The sequence below is a fragment of the Kitasatospora sp. MBT63 genome (assembly GCF_000710465.2).
Classification (GTDB): Bacteria; Actinomycetota; Actinomycetes; order Streptomycetales; family Streptomycetaceae; genus Kitasatospora.
In genome coordinates this window covers 36,102-58,225 of the sequence record NZ_JAIZ01000113.1, presented here as the reverse complement: position 1 = coordinate 58,225, position 22,124 = coordinate 36,102, and the positions used below count along the sequence as shown (strand labels likewise).

17 protein-coding genes are annotated in these 22,124 nt (G+C 74.4%); 16 read left to right on the top strand and 1 reads right to left on the bottom strand.

Annotation, left to right across the window (positions count from 1 at the left end):
• From AA75_RS07695 to AA75_RS07655, 9 genes are all read left to right on the top strand, one after another.
• On the top strand, positions 1-435 hold a 435-nt coding region (locus tag AA75_RS07695), incomplete at its 5' end, for a response regulator (protein WP_149038003.1).
• 260 nt (positions 436-695) lie between these two features.
• Positions 696-1,331, top strand: a complete 636-nt coding sequence (locus tag AA75_RS07690) for a response regulator (RefSeq protein ID WP_033819055.1) — start codon at positions 696-698, stop codon at positions 1,329-1,331.
• Positions 1,332-1,491: 160 nt separating this feature from the next.
• Positions 1,492-4,167: a DNA translocase FtsK gene (locus AA75_RS07685; protein WP_033819041.1), complete on the top strand. Its 2,676-nt coding sequence runs from the start codon at positions 1,492-1,494 to the stop codon at positions 4,165-4,167.
• A gap of 355 nt (positions 4,168-4,522) precedes the next feature.
• Entirely contained in the window at positions 4,523-5,314 is a 792-nt protein-coding gene (locus AA75_RS07680) for a helix-turn-helix domain-containing protein (RefSeq protein ID WP_033819054.1), read from the top strand.
• A gap of 86 nt (positions 5,315-5,400) precedes the next feature.
• Positions 5,401-6,903 carry a 30S ribosomal protein S12 methylthiotransferase RimO gene (gene rimO / locus AA75_RS07675; RefSeq protein WP_033819040.1) on the top strand — a complete coding sequence of 501 codons (1,503 nt, stop codon included), beginning with the start codon at positions 5,401-5,403 and terminating at the stop codon, positions 6,901-6,903.
• On the top strand, positions 6,900-7,541 hold the full coding sequence (gene pgsA, locus AA75_RS07670) for a CDP-diacylglycerol--glycerol-3-phosphate 3-phosphatidyltransferase (RefSeq protein ID WP_063794300.1): 642 nt from the start codon (positions 6,900-6,902) through the stop codon (positions 7,539-7,541). The genes rimO and pgsA overlap by 4 nt, the downstream gene beginning before the upstream one ends.
• Entirely contained in the window at positions 7,538-8,023 is a 486-nt protein-coding gene (locus AA75_RS07665; RefSeq protein ID WP_033819039.1) for a CinA family protein, read from the top strand. Before pgsA ends, AA75_RS07665 begins: the two co-directional genes overlap by 4 nt.
• A gap of 285 nt (positions 8,024-8,308) precedes the next feature.
• The gene (locus AA75_RS07660) at positions 8,309-8,680 is read left to right on the top strand and encodes a helix-turn-helix domain-containing protein (RefSeq protein WP_033819038.1); all 372 of its coding nucleotides are present in this window, start codon (positions 8,309-8,311) and stop codon (positions 8,678-8,680) included.
• Between the two features lie 145 nt (positions 8,681-8,825).
• On the top strand, positions 8,826-9,140 hold the full coding sequence (locus tag AA75_RS07655) for a hypothetical protein (protein ID WP_149038002.1): 315 nt from the start codon (positions 8,826-8,828) through the stop codon (positions 9,138-9,140).
• A gap of 216 nt (positions 9,141-9,356) precedes the next feature.
• Here AA75_RS07655 and AA75_RS07650 read toward each other — a convergent pair whose 3' ends face one another.
• Positions 9,357-14,060: an ATP-dependent helicase gene (locus AA75_RS07650; RefSeq protein ID WP_051811980.1), complete on the bottom strand. Its 4,704-nt coding sequence runs from the start codon at positions 14,058-14,060 to the stop codon at positions 9,357-9,359.
• A 213-nt stretch (positions 14,061-14,273) separates the two neighbouring features.
• Here AA75_RS07650 and AA75_RS07645 point away from each other — a divergent pair, with 213 nt between their 5' ends.
• The 7 genes from AA75_RS07645 (at position 14,274) to rny (ending at position 22,120) form a co-directional block, all read left to right on the top strand.
• Complete coding sequence (locus AA75_RS07645) at positions 14,274-15,848, top strand: S8 family serine peptidase (RefSeq protein WP_033819036.1); 1,575 nt, start codon at positions 14,274-14,276, stop codon at positions 15,846-15,848.
• A gap of 118 nt (positions 15,849-15,966) precedes the next feature.
• Positions 15,967-16,560, top strand: coding sequence for a GNAT family N-acetyltransferase (locus tag AA75_RS07640; RefSeq protein WP_149038000.1), 594 nt, complete (start codon positions 15,967-15,969; stop codon positions 16,558-16,560).
• 33 nt (positions 16,561-16,593) lie between these two features.
• Positions 16,594-16,788: a DUF3046 domain-containing protein gene (locus AA75_RS07635; RefSeq protein WP_033819035.1), complete on the top strand. Its 195-nt coding sequence runs from the start codon at positions 16,594-16,596 to the stop codon at positions 16,786-16,788.
• Between the two features lie 231 nt (positions 16,789-17,019).
• Positions 17,020-18,219, top strand: a complete 1,200-nt coding sequence (locus tag AA75_RS07630) for an AI-2E family transporter (RefSeq protein ID WP_033819050.1) — start codon at positions 17,020-17,022, stop codon at positions 18,217-18,219.
• A gap of 148 nt (positions 18,220-18,367) precedes the next feature.
• Positions 18,368-19,477 (top strand): recombinase RecA, encoded by a 1,110-nt coding sequence (gene recA, locus AA75_RS07625; RefSeq protein ID WP_033819034.1) that lies wholly within the window; start codon positions 18,368-18,370, stop codon positions 19,475-19,477.
• Positions 19,478-19,481: 4 nt separating this feature from the next.
• Positions 19,482-20,498 carry a regulatory protein RecX gene (locus tag AA75_RS07620; protein ID WP_233288954.1) on the top strand — a complete coding sequence of 339 codons (1,017 nt, stop codon included), beginning with the start codon at positions 19,482-19,484 and terminating at the stop codon, positions 20,496-20,498.
• Positions 20,499-20,725: 227 nt separating this feature from the next.
• Complete coding sequence (rny, locus tag AA75_RS07615) at positions 20,726-22,120, top strand: ribonuclease Y (RefSeq protein WP_033819033.1); 1,395 nt, start codon at positions 20,726-20,728, stop codon at positions 22,118-22,120.
• The last annotated feature ends 4 nt before the right edge of the window (positions 22,121-22,124 follow it).

Sequence of the window (22,124 nt, the reverse complement as noted above, 5' to 3'; positions counted from 1 at the left end):
CAGCAGCAGCCCGAGTCGGCGTCCCGCAGCGGCGGCCAGGCGCAGTTCCACGGCCGCTTCGACGGCGAGCGGGTGCTGATCGTGGACGACGACATCCGCAACGTGTTCGCGCTCACCAGCGTGCTGGAGCAGTACGGGCTGACCGTGCTGTACGCGGAGAACGGCCGCGAGGGCATCGAGGTGCTGGAGCAGCACGAGGACGTCGCGCTGGTGCTGATGGACATCATGATGCCGGAGATGGACGGTTACGCGACCACCGAGGCGATCCGGCGGATGCCGCAGTTCGCCGGTCTGCCGATCATCGCGCTGACCGCCAAGGCGATGAAGGGCGACAAGGAGAAGAGCCTGGCCGCGGGGGCGAACGCCCATGTGACCAAGCCGGTGGAGGCCGACACGCTGCTGGCGGTGATGCGCCAGTTCCTGGCGGTCGGCTGACCGCCGGGCGTCCCGGCCGGCCGGCACTGGCGGGCCCGGCCGGGAACGCTGTAGGGTCACCCATCGTTGCGAACGGTGACCGGATGGTGACACGGCGCTCAGAGCGGCCTGCCTGCGGCACGGCGCTTCCCCGGGGCGGCCACCGGCCGGATCGTGCCAAGCGATGTGGCGGGCGAGGGGGTACGGCTAGCATGACCGGGGCAGTGGTGAGCGGCACGCGGGTGCCGTCCGTGGGAAGACAACAGGCAGGAGGGCGGGTCCTGGTGCAGAAGGCGAAGATCCTCCTGGTCGACGACCGGCCGGAGAACCTGCTGGCGCTGGAGGCGATCCTCTCGGCGCTGGACCAGACGCTGGTGCGCGCGTCCTCCGGTGAGGAGGCGCTGAAGGCGCTGCTCACGGACGACTTCGCGGTCATCCTGCTGGACGTCCAGATGCCGGGCATGGACGGCTTCGAGACCGCCGCCCACATCAAGCGCCGCGAGCGCACCCGGGACATCCCGATCATCTTCCTGACGGCGATCAACCACGGCCCGCACCACACCTTCCGGGGGTACGCGGCCGGTGCGGTGGACTACATCTCCAAGCCGTTCGACCCGTGGGTGCTGCGCGCCAAGGTGTCGGTCTTCGTCGACCTCTACATGAAGAACTGCCAGCTCAAGGAGCAGGCCGCGCTGCTGCGGCTGCAGTTGGAGGCGGGCGAGGCGGCCAGTCTCGGCGGCGGGCTGCTGGGTGAGCTGTCGGCCCGGCTGGCCGCGGTCGAGGAGCAGGCCGAGGCGCTGACCAAGCAGCTCGACGACTCCGCGGATCCGGGTGCCGCCGCGACCTCGGCGCACCTGGAGCGCAAACTGGCCGGCCTGCGGGCGGCGCTCGACGCCCTGCGCCCCGGCGCGAACTGAGCGGCGCACCACCCCCCTGCGCCCCGGTGCGCCCGCCGGGTGGCGCGATGACGGCCGGTCCGGTGACCGCCCGTCAGGCGATCAGGTGTTCGGCGACACGCTCCGGGCCGGAGCGGTCGGGCGTGTCCAGCCGCCCCGGCCGCCGGTAGGCTGCTGACCCATGGCCACACGTACGCCCGGCAGCGCGGCACGCAACCCGAAGCCCGGGCCGGCCAAGAAGGCACCGGCCGGCCGGACACCCGCCAAGAAGGCCGCTCCCGCCGCCAAGAAGGCGGCGCCGGCGGCGAAGAAGGCCGCGGCGCGCAAGAGCGCCGCCAAGCCCCCCGCGGCCCCGCCGCCGCCCCCGCCGCGCCCGATACTCTTCCGGGCCGTCCGGGCCGTCTGGCTCGGCCTCGCGCACGCCGTCGGCGCGGTCTTCCGCGGCTTCGGCGACGGCGCCAAGAACCTGCACCCGGCGCACCGCAAGGACGGCCTGGCGCTGCTGCTGCTGGCGCTCTCGCTGGTGACCGCGGCCGGGACGTGGTTCAGCCCGCAGGGCTGGCTCGGCGAGGTCGCCACCAACGTGGTCTCCGGCCTGTTCGGCCGGCTCGACGTGCTGATCCCGTTCCTGCTCGGCGCGGTCGCGGTACGGCTGATGCGCCACCCCGAACTCCCCGAGGCCAACGGGCGGATCCTGATCGGCCTGTCCACCCTGGTGGTCGGCGTCCTCGGCCTGGTCCACATCGGGTGCGGCGCCCCCGGCATGGGCAGCGGCGCGACCCGGATACGGCTGGCCGGCGGCATCCTCGGCTGGGCCGCGTCCACCCCGATGATGGCGGCGGCCGGGCCGCCGCTCGCGGTGCCGCTGCTGCTGCTGCTCGCCTTCTTCGGGCTGCTGGTGCTCACCGCCACCCCGGTCAACCGGATCCCCGAGCGGATCCGGCAGGCCGGGGTGCGGCTCGGCGTGGTCGAACCCGCCCTCGCCGACGGCCCGGAGGGCGAGGCGCTGTCCGGCGCCCGGGACCTGTCCACCGAACCGCCCGAGGACGCCGACCCCGACGCCCTGCCCTTCACCATCGAGGACACCGACGGCGACGAGCTGTCCCGCCGCCGGACCCGCCGGCGCCGCAAGGACGAACCGGCCGAGGAGCCGGTCTCGTTCGAGAAGGACCCGTACCGGACCAGGGACCTGGCCGCGGGCGTTGCGGCCGACCTGGACGGCGCGCTCACCTGGGGCGTGCCCGGCAGCCCGGCCGTGGCGAGCATGATCCACCAGGTCCGGGACAACACGGCGCCGCCCGAGGAGCCGGCCGTGCCGCCGGCCCGCAGCGCCGGCGCACCCGAGGAGCACGGCCCGGCCCCGGCCCGGATGGAACAGCTCCGGCTCGCCGGCGACATCACCTACGCGCTCCCGCCGCTGGACCTGCTGGACTTCGGCGCCCCCGCCAAGTCCCGCTCCAAGCTCAACGACGAGGTGGTCGCCCAGCTCACCGGCGTCTTCGCCGAGTTCAAGGTGGACGCCAGGGTCACCGGCTTCACCCGCGGCCCGACGGTGACCCGCTACGAGGTCGAGCTCGGCCCCGCGGTCAAGGTCGAGCGGATCACCGCGCTGGCCAAGAACATCGCCTACGCGGTGGCCAGTCCGGACGTGCGGATCATCAGCCCGATCCCCGGCAAGTCCGCGGTCGGTGTGGAGATCCCCAACCGGGACCGGGAGATGGTCAACCTCGGCGACCTGCTGCGCTCGCGCGCGGCCGCCGACGACGACCATCCGATGGTGGTCGGCATGGGCAAGGACGTCGAGGGCCACACCGTGATGGCCAACCTCGCCAAGATGCCGCACATCCTGGTGGCCGGCGCGACCGGCGCCGGCAAGTCCTCCTGCATCAACTGCCTGATCACCTCGGTGCTGGCCCGGGCCACCCCGGACGAGGTCCGGATGGTGCTGGTCGACCCCAAGCGGGTCGAGCTGACGGCGTACGAGGGCATCCCGCACCTGATCACGCCGATCATCACCAACCCCAAGAAGGCCGCCGAGGCCCTGCAGTGGGTGGTGCGCGAGATGGACCTGCGCTACGACGACCTGGCGGCGTTCGGCTTCCGGCACGTGGACGACTTCAACGCGGCGGTGAAGGCCGGCACCGTCAAGCCGCCGCTCGGCAGCGAGCGCGAGCTGACGCCGTACCCGTACCTGCTGGTGATCGTCGACGAGCTGGCCGACCTGATGATGGTCGCGCCGCGGGACGTCGAGGACTCGGTGGTGCGGATCACCCAGCTGGCCCGGGCGGCCGGCATCCACCTGGTGCTGGCCACCCAGCGGCCCTCGGTGGACGTGGTGACCGGCCTGATCAAGGCCAACGTGCCGTCCCGGCTGGCCTTCGCCACCTCGGCGATGGCCGACTCCCGGGTCATCCTGGACCAGCCCGGCGCCGAGAAGCTGATCGGCAAGGGCGACGCGCTGTTCCTGCCGATGGGGGCCAGCAAGCCGGTCCGGATGCAGGGGGCGTTCGTCACCGAGGCCGAGATCGCCAAGATCGTCCAGCACTGCAAGGACCAGATGACGGCGGTCTACCGGGACGACGTCACGGTCGGCGGCGGCCCGAAGAAGGAGATCGACGAGGAGATCGGCGACGACCTGGACCTGCTGATCCAGGCCGCCGAGCTGGTGGTCTCCACCCAGTTCGGTTCGACCTCGATGCTCCAGCGCAAACTGCGGGTCGGCTTCGCCAAGGCGGGGCGGCTGATGGACCTGATGGAGTCGCGTGGGATCGTGGGCCCGAGCGAGGGCTCCAAGGCCCGCGACGTCCTGGTCAAACCGGACGAGCTGGACGGGGTGCTGATCACGCTCCGGGGGTGACCTCCGGGGTGGGCGACGCACCCGGCTCACTCGTTCGGAGGAACCTCCCGGCCGGTGGCCGGGAGGCGGGGAACCGGCCGCAGGGACCGGGCGTCCATCGAGGCACGGACGCCCGGGCCGCCGCGGCGTCTGACCGGATGTCAGCGGCCGAAGGGCCCGGATGCCCGTTCGGGCCCGTCCGCTTGAGAAACGTTCCTCCCCCGCCCCTAGACTGTCTTCTCAGCAGGTGGCCAACGCTCGAAAGGCGCGCCCAGTGACCATCGGCAAGTCCCCTCGTCGCGACAGCCGCGGACCCTCCGCGCCCAGCGCCGTGCCCGGCCAGAGCGGCAGCGGCGAGTACCCGGCGGACCCGTCCGTGGGCGAAGGCTCCGGCGGGCAGCCGGGCATCGGCGCGCTGCTGGCCTCGGCCCGGCTCGCCGCGGGCCTGACGGTCGACCAGGTCAGCGCCGCCACCCGGGTCCGGGTCCCGATCGTGCACGGCATCGAGGAGGAGGACTTCAGCCGCTGCGGCGGCGACGTCTACGCCCGGGGCCACATCCGCGCCATCGCCCGGGCCGTCGGCGTCGACGGCGACGCGCTCGTGGTCCGCTACGACGCCGCCCACGGCGGCGCGCCCGGCCCCGCGCGCGCCACCCAGCTGCTGGACACCGGCCCGATCAAGGTGACCGACCACCGGCGGCCGAACTGGACCGCCGCCATGATGGTGGCCATCGCCGCCGTGGTCGCGCTGATCGGCTTCAACCTGTTCACGGACGGCTCCGGCGAGGCCGGCGCCGGCTCCGCCAGCGAGCCGCTGCCCAGCAGCGCCGCCGCCCCGGTCACCGCCTCCGCCCAGCCGCCCGCCCCGGCCACCAGCGCGCCGGCCGCGATCGCCGCCGCCCCGGTCGACAAGGTCACCGTGAAGCTGGTCGCCGAGAAGGACAAGAGCTGGGTCACCGCCAAGGACGGCAAGGGCAAGTCGCTCTTCTCCAACAACCTCGACGCCGGCCAGGACCAGACCTTCACCGACCCCGCGAAGATCACCCTGGTGATCGGCAACGCGGGCGCCGTCCACGTGTACGTCAACGGCAAGGACCTCGGTCCGGCCGGGACGGACGGGCAGGTGGTGCATCTCACCTACACCCCCGGTGACCCGCAGGCGGGCTGACCGGGAACCGGCCGCGAGGCCGGACGATCTAGGCATACGGGCTCCGGGGCGAACGGCACCGGGGCCCGCGCGTTAATCTTGGCGTCATGCCTGAACCCCGCACTGTCGCCCTGGTCACGCTCGGATGCGCCCGCAACGAGGTCGACTCCGAGGAACTCGCCGGGCGACTGGAGGCCGACGGGTGGCGGCTGGTCGACGACGCCGCCGACGCCGACGTCGCCGTGGTCAACACCTGCGGGTTCGTCGAAGCCGCCAAGAAGGACTCCGTCGACGCCCTGCTGGAGGCCAACGACCTCAAGGGCCACGGCCGCACCCAGGCCGTGGTCGCGGTCGGCTGCATGGCCGAGCGCTACGGCAAGGAGCTCGCCGACGCCCTGCCGGAGGCCGACGGCGTCCTCGGCTTCGACGACTACACCGACATCTCGGACCGCCTGCAGACCATCCTGTCCGGCGGCCACCACGCCCCGCACCTGCCGCGCGACCGCCGCAAGCTGCTGCCGCTAAGCCCGGTGAAGCGCCAGGAGGCCGCCGCCGAGGTCGCGCTGCCCGGCCACGGCGCCCCCGAGGACCTCCCCGATGGCGTCGCCCCCGCGTCCGGCCCGCGCACCCTGCGCAAGCGCCTGGACGACAACCCGGTCGCCTCGGTCAAGCTGGCCTCCGGCTGCGACCGGCGCTGCTCGTTCTGCGCCATCCCGGCCTTCCGCGGCTCCTTCATCTCGCGCCGCCCGTCCGACGTCCTGAACGAGGCCGTCTGGCTGGCCGGACAGGGCGTCCGCGAGGTCGTCCTGGTCAGCGAGAACAACACCTCGTACGGCAAGGACCTGGGCGACATCCGGCTGCTGGAGACGCTGCTGAGCGAGATCGCGGCGGTCGAGGGCGTCGAGCGGGTCCGGGTCAGCTACCTGCAGCCGGCCGAGATGCGGCCCGGGCTGATCGACGTGATGACCGGGACGCCCGGCGTGGTGCCCTACTTCGACCTGTCCTTCCAGCACTCCGCCCCGGCGGTGCTGCGCCGGATGCGCCGCTTCGGCTCCACCGACCAGTTCCTCGGGCTGCTGAAGACCATCCGGGACAGGGCGCCGCAGGCCGGCGTCCGGTCCAACTTCATCGTGGGCTTCCCCGGCGAGAGCGAGGAGGACTTCGCCGAGCTGGAACGGTTCATCACCCACGCCGGCCTCGACGCGATCGGCGTCTTCGGCTACTCGGACGAGGACGGCACCGAGGCGGCGGGCTTCGACGGCAAGCTGCCCGAGGACGTGGTCGCCGACCGGCTCGCCAAGCTGTCCCGGCTGGCCGAGGAGCTCACCGCGCAGCGCGCCGAGCAGCGGATCGGTGACGAGGTCGAGGTGCTGGTCGAGTCGGTGGAGGACGGCGTGGTCGAGGGCCGGGCCGCGCACCAGGCCCCCGAGACGGACGGCCTGACCACCCTGCTCGGGGCCGAGGACGCGGTCGTCGGCCGGTTCTACCGGGCCAGGGTCACCGGCACCGAGGGCGTCGACCTGGTCGCCGAGGTGCTGGACGCGGAGCAGGCCGGCGCCGGCCGGACGGAGGCGGCCGACGGGGCCGGGTCCCAGGGAGCCGGGGTATGACAAGAAGCGGGCCCGGGGCCCCGACCGCGACCGGCCCCGACCGGTCGGCGGCCGCGCCGCCCCCGCCCCCGGGCATCTGGAACATCGCCAACGTGCTGACGATGGCCCGGCTGCTGCTGGTGCCGGTCTTCGTCGCGCTGCTGTTCGCCGACGGCGGCCACAACCCCAAGTGGCGCGCGGTCGCCTGGGCCGCCTTCGCCATCGCGATGATCACCGACCTGTTCGACGGCGAACTGGCCAGGCGCAAGGGACTGATCACCGACTTCGGCAAGATCGCCGATCCGATCGCCGACAAGGCGATCATGGGCGCGGCGCTGATCGGCCTGTCCGTCCTCGGCGACCTGCCCTGGTGGGTCACCGCCGTGATCCTGGCCCGCGAGCTCGGCATCACCCTGATGCGCTTCTGGGTGATCCGCTACGCCGTCATCCCGGCCAGCCGGGGCGGCAAGCTGAAGACCCTCACCCAGGGCATCGCGGTCGGCATGTACGTGCTGCCGCTGACCGGCTGGCTGGCCACCGCACGGGCCGTGCTGATGGCCGTCGCGGTGCTCCTGACCGTCGGCACCGGGCTGGACTACGTCGGGCAGGCGCTGCGGCTGCGCCGCGAGGGCCGGGCCGCGGAACGGGCCGGCCGGTGAACGAGCGGGCGGCCGAGGCGCACGCCGCCCTGCGGGAGCGCGGCGCGACCCTGGCGGTCGCCGAGTCGCTCACCGGCGGGCTGCTGGCCGCGGAGCTGGTCGCGGTGGCGGGCGCCTCGCAGACCTTCCGCGGCTCCGTGACCGCCTACGCCACCGACCTGAAGGCGTCCGTGCTCGGCGTGGACGAGGGCCTGCTGGCCGTCCACGGCGCCGTGCACCCGGTGGTGGCCCGCCAGATGGCCGACGGCGTACGCCGGCTCCTGCGGGCCGACTACGCCCTCGCCACCACGGGCGTGGCGGGCCCCGACCCGCAGGACGGACAGCCGGTCGGCACCGTGCACCTGGCCGTCTCCGGGCCCTCGGGAACATTGACGGCCTCTGTGAGGTTGTCAGGTGACCGCACGGTCGTCCGGCGGACCGCGGTGACGGCGGCACTGGAACTGCTGCTGGAACACCTAGCGTCCGCGGAGCCGTCCCGCTGAGGTTTGCTGAAATCGCTGAACTGGCCGCCTCGCCGGGGGGATCGTGTTAGATCGGATGGTCCGGCTGGGCAGATACCAGTCAGGGGACGCGCTGCGCGGCCCCGGCCGGACGCCCCGCGAGGGGAACCGGCGGGGTCCTACCGGGGTCCTTGCGGGGAACAGACAGGGGAGGGGGCAGCCTTGCAGCCCAGAGTGAACACGACCATGGTCCCCGCACGCGATGCGGACAAGGCGGTACGGTGGGGGCGTGACATCTCGATTCGCAGTCCGAGGAGGGAGGCACCGATGATCCTGCTCCGTCGCCTGCTGGGCGATGTGCTGCGTCGGCAGCGCCAGCGCCAGGGCCGCACACTCCGCGAGGTGTCGGCAGCTGCCAGGGTTTCGCTCGGCTACCTCTCCGAGGTGGAGCGGGGGCAGAAGGAGGCCTCGTCCGAGCTGCTCTCCGCCATCTGCGACGCGCTCGACGTCCGGATGTCCGAAGTCATGCGCGAGGTCAGCGACGAGCTGTCGCTCGCCGAACTTGCGGCGATGGCCACCCTCTCGGAGGGTGATCTGCTGAGGCCGGTCCTCGAACCGGTGTCGCTGCCGGCTCCCGGGGTCGACCGGGCCGGAACCATGTCGTCCAAGGCTGCCGCCATGGACGTGGTCGCGGCCTGACCCGGTCTCGCCCTCCCCGCGCCCTGCGCGGGGCCGAGCGAAGGAGACCGGAGTGCGGCGTACCTGGTCGGACCGTGGGTTCTCGTACCGCGCGTGGTCGTGGCGTGGGTGGTCGTGCCGTGCCCGGCCGATGTGCGAGGCCGGTGTGAAGGCGTTGCTCCGGTCGGTGGCCGGGCGGCCCGACGGCCTTGGTGCCGCTCTGCTGCTGGCGACCGTCGCGGGGCTGTGGGTGCTGCTCACCGGTGGTGCGGCCGGGCTCGGTGGTGCCGCGCTCGGCATGCTCGCCGGCGGCTGGGGCCTAGGCCTGGTCCCCGTGCACAGCAACCGACTGCTCACCGGGCCGCGGCGCCGCCCGCCCGGCGATGCCCCGGCCGGAGTTGCTCCGGCCGACGCTGCTCCGGCCGATATCGGTCCGGCCGATCCAGCCCTTCTGACGGCCGAGGACGCTTCCCGGCCCTGACCGGGTCCTGCCGGGCCCGCTCCCTCGAACGGCCCTCGGGCCGGGCTAGCGCGGGGCTCGTACCGCGCTCGGGTCGTGCTCGGGCATCCTCGGGCCGGGCTCGGGGCCTGCTCGGGCCGCGTGGCGCCCCGGAGCGGGGCTGGGGTGCGTCCGCGAGGCTCCGCCGGGGTGGTGGAGCCCTCCCCGCCTCCGGCGGTGAGTCGCCGCCCGGGTGGTTCAGCCGCGGAGGCGGTAGCCGCGCGGGGTCGGGTGGAAGCCCGCCTCCTCCAGGAGCCGGCCCAGCGGTGAGGTCAGGGCGCTCTCGCCGTTGGCCCGCTCGACCGTGACGCTGCCCAGCGCACCCCGGCGGACGGCCTCCGCCAGCGCGGCGGTCGCGAGCCCCGCCTCGCCCCAGGCCAGCAGCGACTTTCCGCCGCGCTCCACGTACAGCGACAGCTCCCCGTCGACCAGCACCACCAGGGCGCCCGCCTTGCGGCCCGGCCGGTGCGCGGCCACCGTCTTCGCCGGGCCGGGAGCCGTCGGCGGCTCGGGCCAGGGCAGCGCGGCGCCGTACGCGTTGGCCGGGTCCGCCGCCGCCAGCACCAGGATCTGCGGCGGCTCCGCCGAGGCGGCCGCCGTCCACCCCTCGGAGCCGGCCCGCTCCAGCCGCCCGTTGACCGACCGCAGCCGGTCGGCTGCGCCGTCCATCGCGAACTGGGCGCCGCCCAGGCCCTCCACGAAGTACCCCCGGCGGGCCCGGCCGCGCTCCTCGAACGCCGACAGCACCCGGTACACCCCGGCGAAGCCGCCCGGCACCCGCTCGGCGGCCACCGCGCCCCGGGTGAGCAGGCCGTGGCGGTCCAGCAGGTTCTGGGCCTGTGCGGCGGCCCGGGCGGTCGGCTCGGCGTCGTACGCGGGCAGCAGCGACCAGCGGCCGACGGCGGTCGGCGGGCCCGGGCGCAGCGTGCCCGGCCGGTTCAGGGCCCGTCCGGCGCCGCCGTAGCGGCCGCGCGGGGTGGCCCTGGGCGCCCGGTGGGCCGTCGACCCGGCGGTGCGGCCGGAGCCGAGCAGGGCGCGCAGCGGGGCGAGGGTGTCGTTGGTGACGTAGCCGGCCCAGACCAGGTCCCACAGGGCTTCGGTGAGCTCGCTCTCCGGGGTGTCCGGGGTGCGTTCGGCCAGCTGGCGGAAGAACAGGCCGTAGCCGCCGGCCAGCGCCTCCAGCAGGGTGGTGTGGACGGGCGTCAGCGCCGGCTGGACGGGCTCGGGGCGGATCAGGTGCGCGTCCTCGGGCAGGTGCAGGCCGATCCAGCCGTCCTTGCCCGGCAGGGCGCCGGCGCCGGACCAGCCGATCTCGCCGGCCGCCATCAGCTCGTCGAGCAGGCCGGGGGTGTAGTCGGCCAGCCGGGCCGGCAGGATCAGCTTCTCCACCGCGGAGGCGGGCAGCGCCGTGCCCTGGAGCTGTTCGACCACCCGCAGCAGGCCGTCGGGGCCGCGCAGGCGGTGGCCCGCCAGGTGCTGCCACTGCGGCAGGAACGCCGCCAGCGCCCGCGGCGGGACCGGCTCGACCTCCTGCCGCAGCGCGGCCAGCGACCGGCGGCGCAGCCGGCGCAGCACCTCGGCGTCGCACCACTCGACGGTGGCGGTGTGCCCCTCGACCGGCCGGAACTCGCCCTGGACCAGCCGGCCGGCGGCGGTCAGCCGGTGCAGGGTGCCGGTCACCACGGCGGTGCCGAGCCCGAACCGGGCGGCCGATTCGGCGGCGGTGAACGGGCCGTGGGTGCGCGCGTAGCGGGCCAGCAGGTCGCCGAGCGGGTCCTTGACCGGCTCGGTGAACGCCTCGGGGACGCCGACCGGCAGCGGGGTGCCGAGGGCGTCCCGCAGCCGTCCGGCGTCCTCGATCGCGGCCCAGCGCTGCTCGCCGCCGACCCGGACCTGGATCAATCGGCGGGCGGCCTCCAGCTCCAGCGCCCACAGCGGCTCGGCGCCCCGGGCGGTCAGCTCGGCCTCGCTCAGCGGGCCGAGCAGCCGCAGCGCGTCGGCGACGCCCTCCGCGTCCTTGATCCGGCGCTCGGGGGTGAGCCGCTGGAGCTCGGCCTCCAGCTCGGCCAGGACGGCCGGGTCCAGCAGCTCCCGCAGCTCGGCCTGGCCGAGCAGTTCGGACAGCAGCCGGGAGTCCAGCGACAGGGCGGCGGCGCGGCGCTCGGCCAGCGGGGAGTCGCCCTCGTACAGGAACTGGGCGACGTAGCCGAACAGCAGGGAGCGGGCGAAGGGTGACGGCTCCGGCGTGGTGACCTCGACCAGGCGTACCGCGCGGGACTCCAGATCGCCCATCAGCTCGACCAGGCCCGGCACGTCGAAGACGTCCTGGAGGCACTCGCGGACGGCCTCCAGCACGATCGGGAAGGAGCCGTACTCGCCGGCCACCTCCAGCAGCTGGGAGGCGCGCTGGCGCTGCTGCCACAGCGGGGTGCGGCGGCCGGGGCTGCGGCGCGGGAGCAGCAGGGCGCGGCCGGCGCACTCGCGGAAGCGGGAGGCGAACAGGGCCGAGCCGCCGACCTGGTCGGTGACGATCTGCTCGATCTCGGTGCGGTCGAAGAGAACGGCGTCGGCGCCGACCGGGGCGTCGTCGGCGGGCGCGCGGTCCGTGGCGGGCCGGTCGACGGGGAAGTCGAGCAGGTCGGCGTCGGGCAGGCGGAGCACGATGCCGTCGTCGGCGTGCATCACCTGCGGGTCGAGGCCGTGCTTCTCGCGCAGCCGGGCGCCGATCGCCAGCGCCCAGGGGGCGTGCACCTGGGCGCCGAAGGGGGAGTGGATGACGATCCGCCAGTCGCCGAGCTCGTCCCGGAAGCGCTCGACCACGATGGTGCGGTCGTCCGGCAGGTGGCCGCAGGCGGCGCGCTGCTCGGTGAGGTAGGTGAGCAGGTTGCCCGCCGCCCAGTCGTCGAGGCCGGCGGACCGGAGCCGGGCGGTGGCGGCGGCCGGCTCCAGGCCGCCGAGTTCGCGGACGAAGGCGCCGAGGGCGCGGCCGAGCTCCAGCGGGCGGCCGAGGGTGTCGCCCTTCCAGAACGGCAGCCGCCCCGGGATCCCCGGTGCGGGGGAGACCAGCACCTTGTCGTGGGTGATCTCCTCGATCCGCCAGGAGGTGGTGCCCAGGGTGAACACGTCGCCCACCCGGGACTCGTAGACCATCTCCTCGTCGAGCTCGCCGACCCGGCCGCCGCCCTTCTTGGGGTCGGTGCCGACGATGAAGACGCCGAACAGGCCGCGGTCGGGGATGGTGCCGCCGGAGGTGACGGCGAGCCGCTGGGCGCCGGGCCGGCCGGTGACCGTGCCGGCGACCCGGTCCCAGACCAGGCGGGGCCGTAGCTCGGCGAAGGCGTCGGACGGGTAGCGGCCGGCGAGCATGTCCAGGACGGCGTCGAAGGCGGACTGCGGGAGGGTGGCGAAGGGGGCTGCCCGGCGGACCAGGGTGAGCAGCTCGTCGACGTCCCAGGTGTCCAGGGCGGTGATCGCGACCAGCTGCTGGGCCAGTACGTCGAGCGGGTTGCGGGGGATCCGCAGCGCCTCGATCCGGCCGTCCCGCATCCGCTCGGTGACCACGGCGGACTGGACCAGGTCGCCCCGGTACTTGGGGAAGAACACGCCGGTGGAGACGGCGCCGACCTGGTGGCCGGCCCGGCCGACCCGCTGCAGGCCGGAGGCGACCGAGGGCGGCGACTCGACCTGGACCACCAGCTCGACCGCGCCCATGTCGATGCCCAGCTCCAGGCTGGAGGTGGCGACCACGGCGGGCAGCCGGCCGGCCTTCAGCTCCTCCTCGACCAGGGCGCGCTGCTCCTTGGAGACCGAGCCGTGGTGCGCCCGGGCGAGCACCGGTGGTGCGCCGGCGGCCGCGCCGGAGCCGCCCATCAGCTGGGCGGGGGCGTGCGCGGCGGGCAGGGCGGCGCCGGTGGCGCGCTCGACGGCGATCTCGTTCAGGCGGTTGCACAGGCGTTCGGCGAGGCGGCGGGAGTTGGCGAAGACGATGGTGGAGCGGTGGGCCTGGACCAGGTCGACGATCCGCTCCTCGACGTGCGGCCAGATCGAGGCGCCGCCCTGGCCGGGCGGGGCGCCGGCGCGGGCCGGGTCCTCGGCGGGGGCGGGCAGCTCGTCCAGGTCGGCGACCGGGACCACCACGGAGAGGTCGAACACCTTGGCGGAGGGCGGTTGGACGACCGCCGCGCCGCGCTGCGGGCTGAGGAAGCGGGCCACCTCCTCGACCGGGCGGACGGTGGCCGACAGGCCGATCCGGCGGGCCGGGTGGTCCAGCAGTTCGTCCAGCCGCTCCAGGGTGAGGGCCAGGTGGGCGCCGCGCTTGGTGCCGGCGACGGCGTGCACCTCGTCCAGGATCACCGTGTCGATGCCGCGCAGCGCGTCCCGGGCGGCACTGGTGAGCAGCAGGAACAGCGACTCCGGGGTGGTGATCAGGATGTCCGGCGGGTGGCTGGCGAAGCGGCGCCGGTCCGCGGCCGGGGTGTCGCCGGAGCGGATCGCCACCTCGACCTCCGGCTCGGGCAGGCCGAGCCGGACCGCGGCCTGGCGCAGTCCGGCCAGCGGGCCGCGCAGGTTGCGCTCGACGTCGACCGCGAGGGCCTTGAGCGGCGAGATGTAGAGCACCCGGCAGCGGCGTTTCGGATCGGCCGGGGGCGGGGTGCTGCTGAGCCGGTCGAGGGCGGAGAGGAACGCCGCCAGCGTCTTGCCGGAGCCGGTCGGTGCGACCACCAGGACGTCGGTCTGCCGCTGGATGGCGGCCCAGGCCCGGGTCTGGGCCTCGGTGGGCGCGTCGAAGGCACCGGTGAACCAGGCCCGGGTGGGCGGGGCGAAGCCGGCCAGCGGGTCGGGCGATCCGCCCTGGCCCGGCGATCCGTCCTGCGGGGCCTCGGTGTCGTCGTGGGGCGCCATGCCCCCATGGTGCCTGCCGCCACTGACAGCCGACGCCCGGACGGGCGGTGGGCGGCGGGTCATGGGCGGCAGGTCATGGGCGGGCGGCGGGCGCGCCGGGCGGCGCAGTCCAGGAGGGCGAGTCGGACATTCTGCTCATATGGTGATGATCCAGACGTCCCGCCCGGCCGTCCGACCGCCGCCCGGGCCGGCCCGACGAGCGGAGGCCGCACGATGGAGCAGGTGAGCCCGGCCGGCGGGGACCACGCCCGGCACCGTCGCGGCCCGGCCCGGATCCTGCTGGCCATGCTGCTGACCGCCCTCCTGCTCGGCGGCGCCGTGCCGTACGTCTCGGGATCGGGCCACGGCTACCTCAGCTACCTGGTGCTCGCCGACCGGCAGGACGCCGAGGGCGCCGAACTCGCCGCCGAACAGGCCACGGCGGCCGGCGGCCAGGTGGTCCAGGACTACCCGCAGATCGGCGCGGTGCTCGCCTACGCCACCGGCCAGTTCGCCGAACGCCTGCGCGGCCGGCCGGGCATAGCCGCCGTCGGCGCCACCCGGACGGCGGCCGTGCCCGGACCGCCCCGGCCGCTCGACGGCACCAGCGACTTCCGCCCCGCCTCGGACAGCGCCCCGGCGCGGGGGGCGGCCCGGGGCCCGGCCGGCGACTCGACCGACGACTCGACGGCGACCGTTCCTGATCCGGCCGAACAGAGCGACTGGAACCTCGGCATGATCGGCGCCACCGAGGCCCCGGCCCGCTTCGCCACCCTGCTGCGCTCACCCGGACTGGCCCCGGTGGCTGCCCGGACCGCCGGCGCGGCGCCGCTGCCCTCGCCGCAGACGCTGCACGGCGTCCTGGTCGCGGTGCTCGACTCGGGCGTCGACGACACCCACCCCGACCTGCGCGCCGCGGTCGACCCGGAGGCCTCCGCCTCCTGCGCCGACGGCCGGCCCGACGCCCGGTTCGGCGCCTGGCGGCCCGACCCCGGGGTGACCGAGAGCGGGCACGGCACCCACGTGGCCGGCATCGTCGGCGCGGCCCGCGACGGCCACGGCGTGACCGGCGTCGCCCCCGGCGTACGGATCGCCGCGGTTCGGCTGCTCGGGCCGCTCGGCCAGTACTACGCCGAGAACATCGTCTGCGGCATGCTGTGGTCCGCCGACCACGGCGCGAAGGCCGTCAACGACAGCTACTTCGCCGACCCGTGGAAGTACAACTGCCCCGAGGACCCCGACCAGGCGGCGCTGATCGCGGCCGTCGGCCGGGCGGTGGCCTACGCCCAGAAGCAGGGCGCCGTGGTGGTCGCCTCGGCCGGCAACGACGGCCAGGACCTCGGTTCCTCCCGCCCCGACCGGCGCAGCCCCAACGACCGGCTGTCCGGCCCCGGCCAGGACCGGCTGCTCGGCACCGAGTGCATCCGGCTGCCCGGCGAACTCCCCGGCGTCCTGACGGTGAGCGCCGTCGACCGCCGCGGCCTGCCCGCCGGCTACTCCAACTACGGGCGCGGCCGGATCTCGATCGCGGCCCCCGGCGGCGACCCGGACGGCAGCTCCCAGAGCGCGGTCGTCTCCGACTGGCCCGGCGGGCAGTACGCGGCCCTGGCCGGGACCTCGATGTCGGCCGCCCACGTCACCGGCGCGGCCGCCGTCACCGCCGCCGTCCACCCCGAGTGGGGCCCGGCCGAGGTGGCCGACCAGCTGACGGCCGCCGCGGCGGCCGGCTGCGAGCGGGCGGCCGCCGTCTGCGCGGACCCGGCGTACCGGGAGTACTACGGCGCCGGGGTGCTGGTGCTGCCGGACTGACCGGCGAGGAGCGGCCCGCGGGCGAGGACCGGCATGAACGGACCGGCACGGGCCCGGCCCGCGGACCGGGCGGGAAAACGGGGGGCGGGGGCCGGGCCCGGTGGGGCAGGATCGGGCGGTGTCCACGTACCTGATGACCGATCGGCTGGTGCTACGCCCCTTCACCGGTGCCGCCGCCGACGTCGACCTGCTGACGGAGCTGAACTCCGACCCCGCCGTGATGCGGTACCTCACCGGTGGCCGGCCCGTTCCCCGCGAGGTGGTGGAGCGGGAGGTGCTGCCGGGCTACCTCGACACCTACCGGCGGAACCCCTCGTTCGGGCACTGGGCCGCGATCGATCGCGCCGGCGGGGAGTTCCTCGGCTGGTTCGAGTTCCGGCTGGACCCGGCGCCGGGCCCGGACGGGCGCCAGGAAGGCGGCCGGGACCAGGGCCGGGACGTCGAACTCGGGTACCGCCTGCGGCAGGCCGCGTGGGGGCGGGGGTACGCGACCGAGGGTTCGCTGGCGCTGATCCGGCACGGATTCACCGCACTCGGCGTGGCGCGCGTCCACGCCGTCACCATGGCCGTCAACCGGGGTTCGCGCCGGGTCATGGAGAAGGCCGGTCTGCGGCTGGTGCGGACCTTCCACGAGGACTGGGACGAGCCCGTCGAGGGGGCCGAACACGGCGAGGTCGAGTACGCGCTGGAGCGCGCCGACTGGCGGCCCTGACCGGGCGGTGGCCCGGTTTGGGATACTGGGGCCATGAGGCTGACGGAGTTCTGGCGACGGATGTACGAGCACTTCGGCGAGGCCTACGCCGAGTCGTTCGCGCAGGACCACCTGATGAGCGAACTCGGCGGACGGACCGTCCGGCAGGCGCTGGCGGACGGCTGGGAGGCCAAGGACGTCTGGAAGGTCGTCTGCCGGACCCAGGGGGTGTCGGCGCTGCTGCGCTGACGGCCACTGCCGGGCGTATGGCCCGCGGGTGGGTGTACAGCTCCGGCCGACGCACCCGGGGTGAGCGATCCGTCCGGTTTCTCCCGGTTGATGGGTGAGACTGGCCCGGTGGTGAGCAGCTCGGAGACCCAGCAGACCCAGCAGACCCAGCAGGCCGCGGATCCCGCCCCCGCGCGCCGGTCCCCGGTGCCCCGGACGTCCGACGGCCGCACCCGGCTGACCGGCGGGGCGATGCCCAGGTGGCTGCCCCGGGCGCTGGTGCTGGCGCTGGTGCTGGCCGGGCTGTTCAAACTGGCCGACTGGGCGTTCCACCAGCTGATCGACCTGTTCGTGATGCTGCTGGTGTCCTTCTTCCTGTCGCTCGCGATGGAACCCGCGGTGGACCGGATGGCGGCCCGCGGGGTGCGGCGGGGGCTCGGGACCTTCCTGGTCTTCATCGGCCTGGCGGTCGCCGTGGCGGGTTTCCTGGCCGCACTCGGCACCCTGCTGGTGGACCAGGTCACCCAGGTCGCGGGCCGGCTGCCGCACCTGCTCGACGATCTGATCGAGTGGATCAACCGGACCTTCCACCAGAACCTGTCGCTGGACCAGCTCCAGCACCAGGTGCTGCAGGACTCAGGCACCATCGAGAAGTACGCCCAGCAGGCCGCCGACAACGCCTGGGGCGTCTCCAGCACCGTGATCGGCGGGCTGTTCCAGGCCTTCACGGTCGGGCTGTTCACCTTCTACTTCACCGCCGACGGCCCCCGGGTACGCCGCACGGTCTGTTCGCTGCTGCCGCCCGACAAGCAGGGCGAGGTGCTCCGGGCCTGGGAGATCGCGCTCGCGAAGACCGGCGGCTACCTGTACTCCAGGGCGCTGCTGGCGCTGGTGTCGACCGTCGCGCACTGGATCATGTTCCAGATCCTGGGTCTGCCGTACGCGGTGGCGCTGGGCGTCTGGGTCGGCGTGATGTCGCAGTTCGTGCCGACCATCGGCACCTACATCGCGGGCGCGCTGCCGGTGCTGGTGGCGCTGACCGTGCAGCCGTCGGACGCGCTCTGGGTGCTGGCCTTCGTGATCGTCTACCAGCAGGTCGAGAACTACCTGCTGCACCCCAGGATCACCGCGCGGACGGTGGACGTGCACCCCGCCGTCGCGTTCGGCTCGGTGATCGCGGGCGCGGCGCTGCTGGGCGCGGTCGGCGCACTGATCGCGATCCCGGCCGCCGCGACCCTGCAGGGCTTCGTCGGCACCTACGTGCGGAGGTACGAGGTGACCACCGATCCGCGGATCGACCGGGGAACGGCGTGGCGGGAGCGCCGTCGGCTGGCCGCCCGGCGGCTGCGGCGGATGGTCGGGGCCCCGGACACGGAGGAGCCGGCGGGCGGGGGCGACCTCGGGTCGCAGGGTGAATCCGCAGGTCAGGGGGTGGGCGGCGGGGAGAGGTAGGGCGGAACGCGGCAATCGAACAGGTGTTCCCTATACTCGGGCATGACGAGTTTTCCACAGGCGGAGCCCGATCGGGGCCGATTGTCAGTGGGACGCGCTAGCGTCGAGGACGATGAAGCGCACAGCACAGAACCCGAGGGTGGAAGCCATGGCAGCAACGGACCGCGAGAAGGCTCTTGAAACCGCGCTCGCCCAGATCGAGCGGCAGTTCGGCAAGGGCTCGGTGATGCGCCTCGGCGACCAGGCCCGCACGCCGATCGACGTGATCCCGACCGGATCCACGGCGCTGGACGTCGCGCTCGGGGTCGGCGGCATCCCGCGCGGCCGGGTGGTCGAGATCTACGGCCCGGAGTCCTCCGGCAAGACCACCCTGACCCTGCACCTGGCCGCCAACGCCCAGCGGCTCGGCGGCACCGTCGCGTTCGTCGACGCCGAGCACGCGCTCGACCCGGAGTACGCGCGCAAGCTCGGGGTCGACACCGACGCCCTGCTGGTCAGCCAGCCGGACACCGGCGAGCAGGCGCTGGAGATCACCGACATGCTGATCCGCTCCGGCGCGATCGACCTGGTGATCATCGACTCGGTCGCGGCGCTCGTGCCGCGGGCCGAGATCGAGGGCGAGATGGGTGACTCGCACGTCGGTCTGCAGGCCCGGCTGATGAGCCAGGCGCTGCGCAAGATCGCCGGTGCGCTCAACCAGTCGAACACCACGGCCGTCTTCATCAACCAGCTCCGCGAGAAGATCGGCGTGATGTTCGGCTCGCCCGAGACCACGACCGGTGGCCGCGCGCTGAAGTTCTACGCCTCGGTCCGCCTGGACATCCGCCGGATCGAGACGCTGAAGGACGGCACCGAGGCGGTCGGTAACCGCACCCGCGTCAAGGTGGTCAAGAACAAGGTCGCCTCGCCGTTCAAGCAGGCCGAGTTCGACATCCTCTACGGCGTCGGCATCAGCCGCGAGGGCGGCCTGATCGACATGGGCGTGGAGCACGGCTTCATCCGCAAGTCCGGCGCCTGGTACACCTACGAGGGCGACCAGCTGGGCCAGGGCAAGGAGAACGCCCGCAACTTCCTGCGGGACAACCCGCAGCTCGCCGACGAGATCGAGGCCAAGATCAAGGGCAAGCTGGGCATCGGTCCGAAGACCGAGACCCCCGCCGACGCCGAGGGCGGTGCGCCGGCGGCTGCCGAGGCCGCCGCCCCCGCCGCCGCGCCGGCCAAGGCCGCGGCGAAGAAGACGGCGGCGGCCAAGGCCTGAACCGTTGACGTACCACCCCGAGGACCAGTCACCGGGCCGCTCCGAGGAGCCCGGTGACTGGGGACCGCCCGACTGGTTCGCCGCCGTCGCGGAGCCCGCACCCCCGGCGGAGCCCCGATCCGCGGCCCGGTCAGGGGACCGGCCTTCAACGGGCGGCGAGGCCGTGCCGGAGCTGGATCTGTCGGAGCTGGTGTCCGCCTCGCAGTTGCCGGGCGGGCGCCGGCGTCGGCGCAGCGCCCTCCAGGAGGAGTCGGCCGACGGGTCGCCGGACGGGTCGGCGGGCGTGCGGGCCACGGCGCGAGGCCGGGCACGGGCCGGCACGTCCGCGGACGCGGACGGGCCCGATGCCGACGGCGGCCCGGCGGGGCGCCGTGGCCGGTCGGGGCGTCCGGGAGGCGGGTCCGGCCGGCGCGAGCGGGACCACCACGACGAGCGGGACGAGCATGAGGACCGGCGCGAGCGGGGCCGGCCAGCGGGGGCGCCCGATGCCGAGTCGGCCGACCCGGAGACCCGGGCGCGGGACATCTGCCTGCGGCTGCTGACCGGGGCGGCGAAGACCCGCAAGCAGCTCGGGGACGCGCTGCGCCGCAAGGAGATCCCCGAGGAGATCGCCGAGCAGGTGCTCGACCGCTTCGAGGAGGTCGGGCTGATCGACGACGGCGCGTTCGCGAACGCCTGGGTCGAGTCCCGGCAGGACCGCCGCGGCCGGCGCGCGCTGGCCCAGGAACTCCGTACCAAGGGGGTGGCCGGGGAACTGGTCGAGCAGGCGGTCGCCCAGGTGGAGGCCGAGGACGAGACCGACTCCGCCCGGGCACTGGTCGACCGCAAGCTGCGGGCCACCCGGGGACTGGACCGGCAGGCCAGGATCCGTCGCCTGGTCGCGATGCTCGCGCGGCGGGGTTACCCGGAGGGGCTGGCGTTCCGAGTCGTGCTGGCGGCGCTGGCCGACGAGGGCGGGGCCGGTGGTGCAGGCCGGGCCGGTGAGGACGACGACAGCGGTGACGACTCCGGGGCATGGTGACGTCACCTCAGATCACCGAAGTCAACTCTCGATCGCATCTTGACCGTTTCGTAACCTGCGCCTAGCCTCGCAAGCAGTGAGGGATCACTCCGACCATCCCGTCGGTGCGCCGGGCCGTGCCATCGGCCGGAGTCGGTTCCGTACAGTCGTCCGCCCCGTGCGGTCCCCGGTCGACTCCCTCACCGCCGCCACGGCAGAGTGTGCGCAGGGACGGGGGAGTGACTCGGATGACGATCGCGACTGATGCCGGTTCGGGGCCCGTCATGCTGGTGACCGGCCTGGTGCTCGCGGCGGCGCTCTGCCTGGTCCTGGCGGCCGGCTGGCTGATGCTGCGCCAGCGCCGCGCGGAGCTGGACCGGCGCGAGGAGCGGCTGGCCGCCGAGCTGCGGCGCCTGCACCAGCAGGAGGACGAGCTCGCTGCGCGCTCGGCCGAACTGGTCGTCGCCCAGGCCGAGCTGCGGGAACTCGACACCGGCCACCGGCAGGCGCTCGAGCGGATAGCCGGGCTGACGGCGCGCCAGGCCAAGGCGGAACTGGTCCACGAGGTCGAGGACGAGGCCAGGCACGAGGCCGCGGTGACCGTCCGGGAGCTGGAGCGGCAGGCCAGGGCGGAAGGCGAACTGCGGGCCCGGGAGATCATCGCGACCTCCGTCCAGCGGCTGGCCGTGGAGCAGACCGCCGAGTCGGTGACCACGGTCTTCCGGCTGCCGAACGAGGACATGAAGGGCCGGATCATCGGCCGTGAAGGGCGCAACATCCGCGCCTTCGAGACGGTCACCGGCGTCAACCTGCTGGTCGACGACACCCCGGGCGTGGTCCAGCTCTCCTGCTTCGACCCGGTCCGGCGGGAGGCCGCGCGGCTGACCCTGGAGACACTGGTCGGCGACGGCCGCATCCAGCCCGCCCGGATCGAGGAGGTCCACGAGCGCAGCCGGACCGAGATCGAGCGGCTGTGCGTGCGGGCCGGTGAGGACGCGCTGCTGGCCGTCCGGATCGGCGAGATGGCCCCGGAACTGGTCCGGGCGCTCGGCACGCTCCACTACCGGACCTCCTACGGGCAGAACGTCCTCGGGCACCTGGTCGAGTCCGCCCACCTGGCCGGGACGATGGCCGCCGAACTGGGGGTGCACGAGGGCCTGGTACGGCGCGCGGCGCTGCTGCACGACGTCGGGAAGGCGCTCAGCCACGAGGTGGTGGGCAGCCACGCGGCGGTCGGTGCGGAGTTCGCGCGACGGCACGGGGAACCGCCGGAGGTGGTACACGCCATCGAAGCGCACCACGGCGAGGTCGACCCCGCAACGGTCGAGGCGGTGCTGGTGCAGGCGGCCGACGCCTGCTCGGGCGGGCGGCCCGGGGCGCGGCGCGAGTCGGTGGAGACGTACGTGCGGCGGCTGGAGCGGCTGGAGGAGATCGCCCGCGGCCACGACGGGGTGTCGAAGGTGTTCGCGATGCAGGCGGGGCGCGAGGTGCGGGTGATGGTCCAGCCGGAGGTGGTGGACGACCTGCGCGCGCAGGTGATCGCCCGCGAGGTGGCCCGGCAGGTCCGGGAGGAGCTGACGTACCCGGGGCAGATCAGGATCACGGTGGTGCGGGAGAGCCGGGCGACGGAGTTCGCCCGGTGAACAC

What these genes read in the sequence shown, in the direction of transcription:
- AA75_RS07685 (WP_033819041.1), top strand. Translation starts at nt 1,492, where the DNA reads ATGGCCACACGTACGCCCGGCAGCGCGGCACGCAACCCGAAGCCCGGG.
- rimO (WP_033819040.1), top strand. Translation starts at nt 5,401, where the DNA reads ATGCCTGAACCCCGCACTGTCGCCCTGGTCACGCTCGGATGCGCCCGC.
- pgsA (WP_063794300.1), top strand. Translation starts at nt 6,900, where the DNA reads ATGACAAGAAGCGGGCCCGGGGCCCCGACCGCGACCGGCCCCGACCGG.
- AA75_RS07660 (WP_033819038.1), top strand. Translation starts at nt 8,309, where the DNA reads ATGATCCTGCTCCGTCGCCTGCTGGGCGATGTGCTGCGTCGGCAGCGC.
- AA75_RS07650 (WP_051811980.1), bottom strand. Translation starts at nt 14,060, where the DNA reads ATGGCGCCCCACGACGACACCGAGGCCCCGCAGGACGGATCGCCGGGC.
- AA75_RS07645 (WP_033819036.1), top strand. Translation starts at nt 14,274, where the DNA reads ATGGAGCAGGTGAGCCCGGCCGGCGGGGACCACGCCCGGCACCGTCGC.
- AA75_RS07635 (WP_033819035.1), top strand. Translation starts at nt 16,594, where the DNA reads ATGAGGCTGACGGAGTTCTGGCGACGGATGTACGAGCACTTCGGCGAG.
- AA75_RS07630 (WP_033819050.1), top strand. Translation starts at nt 17,020, where the DNA reads ATGCCCAGGTGGCTGCCCCGGGCGCTGGTGCTGGCGCTGGTGCTGGCC.
- recA (WP_033819034.1), top strand. Translation starts at nt 18,368, where the DNA reads ATGGCAGCAACGGACCGCGAGAAGGCTCTTGAAACCGCGCTCGCCCAG.
- rny (WP_033819033.1), top strand. Translation starts at nt 20,726, where the DNA reads ATGACGATCGCGACTGATGCCGGTTCGGGGCCCGTCATGCTGGTGACC.